8 protein-coding genes are annotated in these 12,252 nt (G+C 60.1%); 1 reads left to right on the forward strand and 7 read right to left on the reverse strand.

All coding sequences use genetic code 11. From position 1 onward, the window contains the following. Positions 1 to 51 precede the first annotated feature (51 nt). From Z945_RS0107535 to Z945_RS0107550, 4 genes are all read right to left on the reverse strand, one after another. A complete protein-coding gene (locus Z945_RS0107535; protein ID WP_025051489.1) occupies positions 52 to 3,363 on the reverse strand; it encodes an error-prone DNA polymerase in 3,312 nt (1,103 codons plus the stop codon). A gap of 212 nt (positions 3,364 to 3,575) precedes the next feature. Beyond that, a complete protein-coding gene (locus tag Z945_RS0107540) occupies positions 3,576 to 5,120 on the reverse strand; it encodes a Y-family DNA polymerase (protein ID WP_241434478.1) in 1,545 nt (514 codons plus the stop codon). Beyond that, on the reverse strand, positions 5,011 to 5,751 hold the full coding sequence (locus Z945_RS0107545) for an ImuA family protein (RefSeq protein WP_037970776.1): 741 nt from the start codon (positions 5,749 to 5,751) through the stop codon (positions 5,011 to 5,013). The genes Z945_RS0107540 and Z945_RS0107545 overlap by 110 nt, the downstream gene beginning before the upstream one ends. A 111-nt stretch (positions 5,752 to 5,862) precedes the next feature. Next, a complete protein-coding gene (locus Z945_RS0107550; protein ID WP_161634084.1) occupies positions 5,863 to 6,432 on the reverse strand; it encodes a MarR family winged helix-turn-helix transcriptional regulator in 570 nt (189 codons plus the stop codon). Positions 6,433 to 6,597: 165 nt separating this feature from the next. Here Z945_RS0107550 and Z945_RS0107555 point away from each other — a divergent pair, with 165 nt between their 5' ends. Next, complete coding sequence (locus Z945_RS0107555) at positions 6,598 to 8,712, forward strand: DEAD/DEAH box helicase (RefSeq protein WP_025051493.1); 2,115 nt, start codon at positions 6,598 to 6,600, stop codon at positions 8,710 to 8,712. Between the two features lie 141 nt (positions 8,713 to 8,853). Here the strand turns inward: Z945_RS0107555 and Z945_RS0107560 are convergent, their stop codons facing one another. From Z945_RS0107560 to Z945_RS0107570, 3 genes are all read right to left on the reverse strand, one after another. Next, positions 8,854 to 10,122 (reverse strand): ABC transporter permease, encoded by a 1,269-nt coding sequence (locus tag Z945_RS0107560; protein ID WP_025051494.1) that lies wholly within the window; start codon positions 10,120 to 10,122, stop codon positions 8,854 to 8,856. After that, entirely contained in the window at positions 10,119 to 10,925 is an 807-nt protein-coding gene (locus tag Z945_RS0107565) for a taurine ABC transporter ATP-binding protein (protein WP_025051495.1), read from the reverse strand. The genes Z945_RS0107560 and Z945_RS0107565 overlap by 4 nt, the downstream gene beginning before the upstream one ends. A 111-nt stretch (positions 10,926 to 11,036) precedes the next feature. Beyond that, positions 11,037 to 12,038 (reverse strand): taurine ABC transporter substrate-binding protein, encoded by a 1,002-nt coding sequence (locus Z945_RS0107570; protein ID WP_025051496.1) that lies wholly within the window; start codon positions 12,036 to 12,038, stop codon positions 11,037 to 11,039. Positions 12,039 to 12,252 lie beyond the last annotated feature (214 nt).

Consider the following 12,252-nt stretch of genomic DNA (forward strand, 5'->3'; position numbering starts at 1 on the left):
CGAATGCGGGCATGCCCGCGCATTTTCCTAACAGCTATCCCGATCAGAACACTAATGAAAATCACGCGACTTGGGGATGACACGCACATCTCGCGGATGCTTGCCCCCGCCAACCTGACTGGGCAGCGGATGTGTGACCTCATCCCCCCTTGAATAGGTCGCCGGCACCTTTTCGTGTGACAGATCATTCAACCGCTCGGTCCGGTTTTTCAAACGGTCCGCCACCACATGAATAACCCGCCCGTCGCTTTGCACCCGACCGTGCACCACCAGCAAACGCGCCGACATGATGATCGCGCGCCACGTCTCGAACAACTTGGGCCAGATCACAAGGTTCGCCACGCCGCCCTCGTCCTCCAGCGTGATAAAGCACACACCTTTTGCCGACCCCGGTTTCTGCCGCACCAGAACAAGTCCCGCCAAGGACACCCGTTGCCCGTGCCACATCCCCGGCAAATCCTCGGTACAGGCAAACCCTTGCTTGCGCAGGCTGGGCCGGAAAAAGCTCATCGGATGGGCCTTCAGTGACAAGCGCAGCGTCTGATAGTCGGCCACCACATGCTCCGCTTGCGGCATCGCTGGCAGCGCGACCACCGGCTCTGCCCCCTCATCGCCTGCTTCTGCGTGCTCGAATATCGGCAAAGCAGGCGCATCCTTTAGCCCCTGCGCCTGCCAAAGCGCCTGTCTGCGATCTACGCCCATGTTCCGCATCGCATCCGCCGCCGCCAAGCGCCGCACGGTGCCCCGGTCCAGCTTGGCCCGTTCTTTCAAATCCGCGACATCACGAAACGGTTCATCCCGCGCTGCGACAATGCGGTGACCGGCTTCGGCCCGCATCCCGTCCACCTGTCGCAATCCCAAACGCAGCGCAAAACCGTCCTTGCAGGGCTCAAGCGTGCAGTCCCACTCCGAGAAATCAACATCTACTCCGCGCACCTCGACCCCGTGTTCACGCGCATCCCGCACGATCTGCGCAGGCGCATAGAATCCCATCGGCTGTGAATTCAGCAAGGCACAGGCGAACGCCGCCGGATAATGGCACTTCATCCAGGATGACACATAAACCAGCTTGGCAAAGCTTGCCGCATGGCTTTCGGGGAACCCGTATTCTCCGAACCCCTTGATCTGGTCAAAACAGCGCTGGGCAAACTCGGCATCATACCCGCGCTCGGTCATCCGACCGACCATCTTTTGCTGCAACAACTCGATCGTCCCCCGCGACCGGAACGTCGCCATCGCCTTGCGCAACTCATTCGCTTCCTTGGGCGAAAACCGCGCGGCATCAATCGCGATCTTCATTGCCTGTTCCTGAAAGATCGGCACACCCAGCGTCCGACCCAGAATGCGCAACAACTCGTCCTGCGGGTATTCCGGTCCGGGAGCGGGATATGCCACCCCCTCGATGCCCTGACGGCGACGCAGGAACGGATGCACCATATCGCCCTGAATGGGGCCTGGTCGTACAATCGCCACCTCGATCACCAGATCATAAAAAGTCCGCGGCCGCAGCTTGGGTAGCATCGCCATCTGCGCCCGGCTCTCGACTTGAAACACGCCAAGGCTGTCGCCTGCGCACAGCATGTCATAGGTTTCGGGGTCCTCATTCGGAACGCCCGCCAAATCATAATCGTGCCCGTAATGTGCCCGCAGCAAATCAAAACACTTGGCAATACAGGTCAGCATCCCCAGCGCCAGAATATCCACCTTGAAGATGCCCAGTGCGTCGATATCGTCCTTATCCCACTCGATGAAAGACCGTTCCGGCATGGCACCATTGCCAATCGGCACCATCTCCGTCAGGGGCCGTTCCGTTAAAATAAATCCACCCACATGCTGGCTCAGATGCCGGGGCATCCCCGTCATTTCTCGCGCCAGATGGATCACCTTGCGTAGATAGGGATCATTCAGGTCCATACCGGCATCCTTGACGCGACTGTCACCATATTGCCCCTCGAAACTGCCCCAAACAGTGCTGGCAAGCTTACTGGTCACATCCTCGGACAGCCCCATCGCCTTGCCCACCTCGCGGATGGCCGAACGCGGGCGATAATGTATGACCGTCGCACAAAGTCCGGCTCTTTCGCGCCCGTATTTGGCGTACATATACTGGATGACCTCCTCGCGGCGCTCGTGCTCGAAATCCACATCAATATCGGGCGGCTCATCACGCTCCTCGCTCAGGAACCGCTCGAACAATACATCGTGTTCCTCAGGGTCCACCGCAGTGATGCCCAAACAAAAGCACACTGCCGAATTCGCCGCCGACCCGCGCCCCTGACACAGGATCGGCGGTGTCGCCTCCTCGCGGGCAAAACGAACAATGTCGTTGATGGTCAGGAAATAACGTGCGATTTTTTTGGAACGGATCAGCGCGAATTCCTTCTCGATGATCGCCCTGATCTTCTCCGACACCCCGGCTGGATAGCGCCGCGTCGCCCCTTCCCAGGTCAAACGCTCCAATTCCTCCTGCGCTGTACGCCCTTCTGCCTCGATCTCGTGGGGGTACTCATACTGCAGGTCATCCAGTGAGAAGGCACAGGCATCCGCCACCTCACGCGTCGCCCGGATTGCATGTGGCCAGGCACTGAACAAGCGACACATCTCGGCCGAGGATTTCAGATACCGCTCGGCATTCGGTTCCAATAGAAAACCCGCCGTCTCGATGGTCTTGCTTTCACGAATGCAGGTCATCACATCCTGCAAAGGCCTGCGCTGCGGCACATGATAAAGCACATCATTCGTAGCCAATATCCCAAGCCCGTGTGCGCGGGCCATGCGGTCCAACCGGCCGATCCGCGCCACATCATCCCCGCGGTACAGATAGGCCGCCCCGATATGCCGCATCCCCGGCAGCGCGCGCAGCAACCGCGGCAACCCCGCCTCAAAAATCTCCAGCTTCTCAGGCGGCATCGCGATCAGCTGCAATCCCTCCGCATGGGCGCACAACATCTCGAGCGTCAGATGGGTCTCGCCCTTCTCCTGCCAGCCGCCATCCACATCCGCCATTTTGCCCTTGCTTAACAAAACCGACAATCGCGCATAGCCCGCCTGATCCACCGGATAGGCCAGCATCTGAGTCCCACACATCAACACCAGCCGGCAGCCGATCAAAGGCCGCACCTTGGCTTTTTTGGCTTCCGTATGCACCCGCACCACGCCGGCTAGCGTATTGTGATCCGCGATACCAATCGCGTCATAGCCCAGCGCATTGGCCGTCGCCATCAGATCCACCGCATCAGAAGAAGCCCTCAGAAACGAAAAACAACTGGCCAAGCCCAACTCTACAAAGGGGCCGGGCGGATGCCATTTGAACGGATCTTCCTCATCCAGCGTACGGCGTTTATGTCCCTCCTGTTGCGGCATGGGGTATCGGCCTTTTCTCCATGACATCCACCCGATCCAAACGCTGATGCCCCGGATGGTATTTGGAAAAGGGTGAATGAAAGAACGCCATGCCCCAATTCACCCTTTCAAAAATACCAAGGCACAGCGCCAGTTTCGGAATCTTCCTTACGACAAAGCGCCCAAATGGGAGGGCGGGCGAGACGTCGTCGCAGACGCGTGCCGTCCTGGCCTCACGCGAAAACACCCTGAACGAACCAACCCGGATCACCACCGCGCCCGTCGCCCAATATCCCTTGGCGGAACAGCCAAAAGCGACGTCCGTCCCGCACCTCGACCTTGTAATAATCCCGCAGCCGCGTGCCCGGCCTGTCGCGCCACCATTCGGGCGCGATCCGCTCCGGTCCCTCGTGCCGCGTGGTCAGATATGACACACGGCGCCAGCGAAACCGCGCAGGCGGACCTTCCGGCACCGCATAAAGCACCGCGATTTCCTCGGGCGGCTCCAGCAGACGCAGGGGGCGTTCCCGCAATAGAACCGGCGCGTCCTGTCCATCCGCCACCAGGGCTGGCACCCGCTGCTCCATCCGTTCGGGTTTATGGCTTTGCACCCAGGCCGACCATGTCACCTTTTCCGGCCCCAGTTTTGCCGTCAGCCGGTCCAGCAGTGCCGCCACATCGCGGCCCGCATCGCGCCGTCCGTCCAGCGGATCCTGATGCAGTGCGAGCGGCTCGACCCGCAGCGCCTCAAGCGTCAGCAGATCAAAACCGAAACCCGGATCAATCCCTTCCAGCTTGCCGCCCATCAGCCGCACCAAATGCGCCACATCGCGACTGGCAGAGGCCAGTGCCACATCGCGCGAACGCCATTCGCCATCCACCCGGTATATGGTCAACCGCAAGCGCCGCGCGCCAAGTTCGGCCTTTGCCATCTGGCGACACAAGTCTGCGGCCAATCCTTCCAGATGCGGCACCGGGTCAATCACCGGCTCGGCCAGCCGCACCCGCGCCATCCAGCGCTGCGCGTCTTCGGGCGCGTTCAGCGGATCGCCTGCCCGCCCCAGCGCACGGTCCAGCAACACCAGCGGGTTAACCTCTGCGGCCAGCCGGTCGAACCGCCGCATCAGCGCAACCCGCGGCACTTCCATCAAACGTCCAACCGTCTTCAGCCCCAGCCGTTGCAACAAACGCACCGTATCTTCTTCGATCCGAAGCGCCGCCACGGGCAGCGGAGCCAGCGCAACTTCCACGTCCTCGGCTTCGCAGATCACACCACCACCGCCGAACCGCGCCAGCATCTGCGCCGCACCGCGTGTGGGCGCGATCGCCAGCCGCGTCGACAACCCCTGCATCTTGAACCGCGTGCCGATGTCGCGCAGCATCTGTGCCTCGCCACCAAAAAGATGCGCCGCACCACTCACGTCCAGCGCGATACCGTCGAGCCCGTCCCGCACCGTCCAGGGGCACCAGCGCCGTGCCCAAAGCGCCAGACGGTCCAGCAGCGCGGTATCGCCGGCGGTATCCGCTTGCTCTACATGCAAATCAGGGTGGATCGCCTGCACGTCAACCACGCGCGCGCCCACCAGCACATCACGCTGTGCCGCCTCTGCGTTCATGGCATGGACCACCGGCCCATGGCTGCCTTCGCGCGCCAGCACCACTGGCACCTCATCGTCCGGCAAAGTGCGCTGCTGCGCCGTGATCCTGCGCCAGCGGTCCATCGCCAGATCGGGAAAGCAGACGGAGATGATCCTTGCCCCCTGCGGTTGCGGGTTCATGGCGGGCCTCCCATGTACCGGGCGCACGCCCCCGCGCGCGAAACAGCTCTGCCTCCCACACGGGCGCACCGGGGGCGGCGGCGTTCCAAGGGTGCACATCCGAGGGCAGCGAAGAGACGCGCCAACGTTCCCGCGCCGCACTCAGCGCCCCATGATCGCCTGACCGGATCAGCCAGACCGGCACGCCCGCCTGCTCGGACCGCAGCGCCAGCCGCTTGGTCGCAGTAAAGCTCAGCACTTCGGGGGCGCCATGTATTTCGCCCACCACCGCAGAAAGCCCGCCACAGGCTGCTCCTTCCTCCATGGCCCACAACACATCGCGCGGATGGCTGACCTCTACCTGCAACACATGCCCTTTGAATCCGAACTGCCGCACTGCAGGCCCGTAAAGCCGCCCGTTTTCGCGCCGCGACATCCGGTCGGACACCCAAAGCACGGGTGCCGCGCTGTCGGGCAGGCACGACAGCACAAAGCCAGTGCCCCCCGCATCGAAGGGCGCACCTGCCAGCACATCGCGCAGCACCGCATCGCCCGCATCGGGTGCGGGCACATCCTGCACCAGAGGTTTGGCGGACAAAGAGACCACCTTGCCAAGCGCGGGACCGGTGCCAAGAGGAGAATCGGGTGACATGCATCTCTCCATTGTTCATGTTTTGTTCTTTTTGTGAAGATAGCGCGGCACAGTCCGCACTTCCAGATATTTATTCAGGTTTCACGAAGGATCGAAAGGCAGCAGACAGACCTATCGCGCGGTTTGACGGCCCATACGTTTGTCCAGCAAGTCACGGTTGTGATCGATCAATTTGTCCAACACGCTGTCCAGCATCCGCACCTCTTCGGCTGTCAGCGTCGCCAGCACCCGCTCATTGCTCTTGAGCACTTTTTCGAATACCGGCTCATAAAGCGCCTCACCTTTTTCGGTTAGTTCCAACACATGAGCGCGGCCATCCTCGGTGTCCGGCCTGTCCTGAACCAATCCTTTGGTCAGCAGGGTTTTCACCACCCGGCTCGTTTGGCTTTTGTCCATCACCAGCAGGTCCGCGATATCGCCCGCCCGTGTTGGTGCCCGTGCCTTGACCAGAGCCAGCAAACGCCATTCATTCAGGCTCAAATCGAACAAACGTTCCGACCAATGTTGACCTGCACGCTCTCCGATCGCGACCAGTAATTTGAAACGAAAGGTGATGACGTCTTCGATGCTTTTTGCAAAGGGATGTTTACGGGGGCCTTCGGAATCTTCCGCCGACTTATCCAAAGCGCCACTCATACCATTCCCCAAAACAACCCCGCGTGAATGGAAGAGATCCATCATATACATCTATTGCTTACCACAGCGGCATATTTCAGGCAAACGAAGCCCGGAGAAAAAAGATGTACATTCCGCCGCGAACCCCTTACCGACGGCGCAAATGCATGCCGGGCCTTCCCCGGCCCCTTGCCCATATCCGGCGAGACCTCCCAGAACAGGACACACCCCGTGATCAAAACAATCGCAGATGCGCTTGAAGCCCAAGGCTATGAAACACTGACCGCCGTACAGCAGGCCGTAACCGAAACGGCGCTGGATGACGCAGATTTGCTGGTATCAGCACAGACCGGATCGGGTAAAACCGTTGCTTTCGGTCTTGCCATCGCGCCCACATTGCTGGGCGACGATACCCATTTCGGCCCCGCCGGATCACCGCTGGCACTGGTCATTGCTCCTACCCGCGAACTAGCCATGCAGGTCAGCCGCGAGCTCACGTGGCTATACGGCAAGGCAGGGGCCATCGTTACCACATGCGTGGGCGGCATGGACCAGCGCACCGAACGCCGCGCCCTGGACCGGGGCGCGCATGTTGTTGTCGCCACGCCGGGCCGCCTGTGTGACCACATCAAACGCAACAATATCGACCTGAGCGAGCTACAAGCTGTGGTGCTGGACGAAGCGGATGAGATGCTGGATCTGGGCTTTCGCGACGAGTTGGAATTCATCCTGTCCGAAGCCCCCGAAGACCGTCGCACGCTGCTGTTTTCCGCCACCGTTCCTGCGGCCATCGCCAAACTGGCGAAGTCTTATCAACGTGACGCCCAGCGGATCGAGACCATTGGCGAAGCGAAACAGCACGCCGACATCGAATACCGTGCGCTCAACGTGCACCCGCGCGATACCGAAAACGCGATCATCAACGTACTGCGGTTCTACGAGGCGAAGAACGCCATCGTGTTCTGCAACACCCGCGCCGCTGTCGCCCGTCTGACCACGAAATTCACCAATCGGGGATTCTCGGTCGTGGCCCTGTCGGGCGAGCTGAGCCAGCAGGAGCGCACCAACGCCCTGCAAGCCCTGCGCGATGGCCGGGCGCGGGTCTGCATCGCGACGGACGTGGCCGCACGCGGCATTGACTTGCCCAACCTCGAACTGGTGATCCATGCTGATCTGCCGTCGAACTCCGACACATTGCTGCACCGCTCGGGCCGCACCGGCCGCGCCGGGCGAAAGGGTGTTTCGGCCCTGATTGTCCCGCCGAAGTTCCGCACGAAAGCGAACCGCCTTTTGGGCGGTGCCAAGCTTAAGGTCGAATGGGCCAGTGCGCCGTCGGCCGAAGAGGTCAATGCCGCTGACGAAGAACGCCTGCTGTCCGATCCCGCGTGGAGCAATCCGGCACCGGATGATGCAGCCAGCTTTGTTACATCGCTGACCGAGAAATTTACGTCAGAACAGCTGGCCACGGCTTTCGTGAACCTCTACCGCGCCCGTGCGTCGGCCCCCGAAGATCTGACCGATCCGGGCAACAAAGATGCCGCGCCACGTTCTTCCTTCGGGCCATCCGTATGGTTTTCAGTCTCCATTGGCCGCACGCAAGGAGCAGAGCCGCGTAGCCTGCTGCCCATGCTGTGCCGGTTGGGCGACATCACCAAGGATGACATCGGCGCGATCCGCATCCAGCAAGACCACAGCTTTGTCGAAATTCTCGAAACTTCGGCGCAGAAATTCACCAACGCTCTTGGCCCGGACATGAAGGTCGAGGATGGAGCGGTCGTCACCAAACTTGACAAGGCACCGGACCTGCCGCGCAACAACCCCAACCGCGGCCCCCGCCCCGACCGTGGCCCCAAACCACAGCGCGGCCCGAAACCGGACCGCGCCCCGCGTAAGCAGGCCTATGATCCTGATGCGGCACCCGCCCCACGCAAACCGCGCCCGGCAGCAGAGCCAAGCGGCGAAGTGCGCGCCGAGAAACCGAAGTTCGACAAGCCGGCGTATAAAAAATCCGAAAAGCCCAAGGGCGAGCGCCCGCCAAAGTCGCACAAGACCGAACGCTCTCCGATGAAGCCCGGTGCCACACCCAAGCCAAAGTCGAATAGTGAGCCATCCGGCAAACCAAAGGCCAAAGCTGTTTGGAAAAAGGACGGTCCGAAAACGGACGCGCCCCGCGCCAAGCCCAAGGGCAAACCTTTCAAGGCGCGTGAGGAAACCGGCGGCGGGGCCAAGACTTACAAACGCGCTTCCGACCCATCCAAGCGCTTCACGCCACCGAACAAGATCGGCAAGCAAGGCGGCAAGCCGAAAAACAAGGGTGGGGCAACAACGCCACGCCGCGACAAGTAAGGGACGGAAACGGAAACTTATAAAGTTTCCGGCCGTTTTCTTTTAATGAAAACGACGTTGCACTGGGGTGCTCGCCCCGGGGCTCCGCCCGCAAAGGGTACAAAGGCTCCGCTGGAGCCTTTGCCTGAGCCAAGCTCAGGACTACCCTTTGCCCTTCCACGGCACCAGAAACTTCTCCGCCGCCCGCATCAGCATATCGATGCCGAAACCGATCACGCCGATCAGAATGATGCCCATGATCACGATGTCGGTGTTCTGGAACTTGGACGCGGTCATAATCATCATGCCTGCCCCCTGCTCTGCTGCGACCAATTCGGCGGCCACAACAGTGCCCCAACAAACGCCCATCGCGACCCGTGCCCCTGTGAAAATCTCGGGCAGGGAATTGGGGATGATCACATAGCGCATGATCTGCCATTTGCTGGCCCCCAGTGAATAGGCTGCATGCACTTTGGAAATCTTGACCCCCGACACACCCGACCGCGCCGCAATCGCCATAATCCACAGTGCTGCAAGGAACAACAGGATGATCTTGCCCGCCTCTCCGATGCCCGCCCAAATGATGACAAGCGGGATCAAAGCCAGCGGCGGCACAGGCCGCATGAATTCGACGATGGGGTCGAACCAGCCGCGAAACCAATTGCTGAGGCCCATGGCATAGCCCAGCGGAATACCCACGAGGGCGCCTAGCAAAAAGCCGACAACAACCCGGAACAGGGAATAACCCAGATGCTCCCATAGGGTGAAATTGCGGAACCCTTCCGAGGCGATCTGCAAGGTGCGTGTCCAGACCTCTTCGGGTGCGGGTAGATAAAGCGGCTCCATCTGCCAGCCTTTTGACGGCGCGAAATTCGGAGTGCCCTTGTCGGACAACGTGACCGAGCCGTTGGCAGTTTTCACCGTTTCGCCGGGCGCAATTTTCTTGCCGTTGATGGCAATCACACGGGCACCGTCGGCCTTCGAGATCTCATCGTTGCGCGAGACATTGACCAAGCCTGTGCGCCACTGCGCGATCGCTACTGAATCGTTTTTGGCAAAGCCGTCACCGGGGTCTACCCCTGGCGCATCTGCGGGTGTCTCGCGTGGAAACACTAGCACAGTCACCGTTGCATCATCGGGTGCCTGCCCTTCCGCCTGCGCGGTATAGGTAAATTCGGTCGTGCCCAGAAATGGCCCCGGCGCATGCAGGAATTCCGGCAGCAGTTTCGAGCCGGTAAATACCCCCCACATCAGAAAGATCGTCAGGATCGAGATGATGCCCGCCGCGCGGTTGGGCCGCACGGCGCTTTCATCGCCAAAGGTTACGGTCTTGAGAGACGTATAATCCTTAGCCGCCACGCCACTGACCACCTTTGTCACAAGGAAAAACGCAACCACAAAGATCGCGACATACATCAACAGAGGGATCATGCCGCGTCCTCCTTGGTGCCCATAATCTCTTCTTCCATGTCCCAGATCATGTTCAGGATCTCTTCACGACGAGGGCCGAATTCGGGGTGTTTCTTCACCTCGCGCAGATCGGCATTCACGCCAAGCTCTGCAAAGGGCAGCCTGTATTCTTTGTGAATCCGCCCCGGGCGCGGGGCCATGACGATCAGGCGTTCGCCCAGCAGCAGTGCTTCCTCGACCGAGTGGGTGATCAGGATGATCGTCTTGCCGGTCTCCTTCCACAACTTCAGCACCAGCGATTGCATCTTTTCGCGGGTCAGCGCATCCAGCGCGCCAAGCGGTTCGTCCATCAAGATTACATCCGGATCATTGGCCAGGCAGCGGGCCAATGCCACGCGCTGCTGCATCCCGCCGGAGAGTTCGTAAACGGCTTTCTCTTTGAAGTCCTGCAAACCCACCACATCCAGCAGATGGTTCACGATCTCTTTCTTGTTGTTCTTCGGCATGCCCTTCATCGAGGGGCCAAAGCCGACATTCTCGCGCACGGACATCCATTCAAACAGCGCGCCTTGCTGAAACACCATGCCGCGTTCGGCATCCGGTCCGGTGATCTGGTGGCCATTCAACGTCATCACCCCGGATGTGGGTGCCAAAAAGCCTGCCACGATATTCAGCAATGTCGTTTTACCACAGCCCGAAGGGCCCAGCACGCTGAGCAGTTCGCCCGCTTTCAGATCAATGGAAACATCCTGCAACGCCTGTACCGCGCCACCGTCCGGCAGATCAAAGCGCATGGAAAGTTTGTCAATGGAAAGTCCGCTCATATTCACACCGTCCCACCCCTGTCAGGGTCAAAAGGGCAGGGTTTTCCCCGCCTCTATGTCATTAAAGGTAAAGAGAGCGCGGCCCTGTTCTCAAGGGCCGCGCCGCAGCATTTACATGCCTTTGGCTGCTTCCAGCGGGCCCGTGTTCACGGTGCCGGAATAGTCATCAAGCGCGCTGTCGATAGAACCCGCTTCGACGAACACATCAGCCACGCCCTTCATGAAGGGTGCCGCGTTACCGCCGAACCATGAGGCCGAAAGCTGTTCGTCAATTGTAGGAAACACAAAGCCCGCGATAGAGGCGCGTGCAGCTTCAACATCCATGCCTGACTGCTCTGCGATCACGGCCAGCATTTCATCGCTTTGGTTCGCGGCCCATTCAGCGTTCGCATCTGCTGTGACTTTCACAAACTTGGCGACCGTATCACCGTTCTCGGCGATGTAGGACGCAGGTGCGGATGTGACATCAAACACCAGAATGCCTAGCTCCTGCTTTTCAGCGCCGGTCAGCAGGATGTTGCCGTATTCCTTCATCCGGCTCAGGCCACCGCCCCAGCCGCAGGCGAAATCAACAGCACCTTGAGACAGCGCCGCGGCACCTTCTGGTGGGGCCATGTCGACGATCTGCAAAGACGCAAGATCGACACCAAAATGATCCATCTGTCGCAGGAAGCCGTAGTGCGCAGCGGTACCCAGCGGCACGGCGACCTTTTTGCCCGCAAGTTCGCCAGCAGAATCCTTGTCGATCTCAAGCTCGGAACGAACAACGCAGTTATCATTGTCAGAATAGGACACGGCCACATCGACGATCTGCAAGTCCTGACCACCTGATGTTGCCACAACGAAAGGCGGCACACCCTGTGACACGGAGAGTTGCACATCGCCCGATGCCATCGCGGCGGACATCGCTGTGCCGGTCTCGAAGGACACCCAGTTCACTTTCATGCCCAGCGCTTCGTCATAGGATCCATCGGCCTTGGCGGCGAGGAACGGCATGGGCCATTCGAGGAAATAGCCGACGGTGATTTCACCATGGCCGTCTGCAAAAGCGGCCTGACCGGTCATTGCCATCACGGCACCGGCGACAAAACCTGTTGCTGTTTTTTTGATCATTTGATTCTCCCTATTGATCAAACCCAGCGCTGTTTCGCGCGGGCCTATTCTCCGCCGACATGTTTGCCGGTCTTGGTTGGTCCTTGTGCACATCATACCGCCCCCGGAAACATCTTGTCTTAGATAGCAGCACAGATGCACATGCGTCCGCCGTCACCATGTCCGTTCTGGGATTGTAAGGCAAATACATCTGCGTAAAACATAGCCAGACCAC

Origin of the sequence: Sulfitobacter noctilucae (genome assembly GCF_000622365.1) — a bacterium.
GTDB lineage: Bacteria > Pseudomonadota > Alphaproteobacteria > Rhodobacterales > Rhodobacteraceae > Sulfitobacter > Sulfitobacter noctilucae.

Coding starts and splice junctions, on each gene's coding strand:
- Z945_RS0107535 (WP_025051489.1), bottom strand. CDS start 3,363: ATGCCGCAACAGGAGGGACATAAACGCCGTACGCTGGATGAGGAAGAT.
- Z945_RS0107540 (WP_241434478.1), bottom strand. CDS start 5,120: ATGAACCCGCAACCGCAGGGGGCAAGGATCATCTCCGTCTGCTTTCCC.
- Z945_RS0107545 (WP_037970776.1), bottom strand. CDS start 5,751: ATGTCACCCGATTCTCCTCTTGGCACCGGTCCCGCGCTTGGCAAGGTG.
- Z945_RS0107550 (WP_161634084.1), bottom strand. CDS start 6,432: ATGATGGATCTCTTCCATTCACGCGGGGTTGTTTTGGGGAATGGTATG.
- Z945_RS0107560 (WP_025051494.1), bottom strand. CDS start 10,122: ATGATCCCTCTGTTGATGTATGTCGCGATCTTTGTGGTTGCGTTTTTC.
- Z945_RS0107565 (WP_025051495.1), bottom strand. CDS start 10,925: ATGAGCGGACTTTCCATTGACAAACTTTCCATGCGCTTTGATCTGCCG.
- Z945_RS0107570 (WP_025051496.1), bottom strand. CDS start 12,038: ATGATCAAAAAAACAGCAACAGGTTTTGTCGCCGGTGCCGTGATGGCA.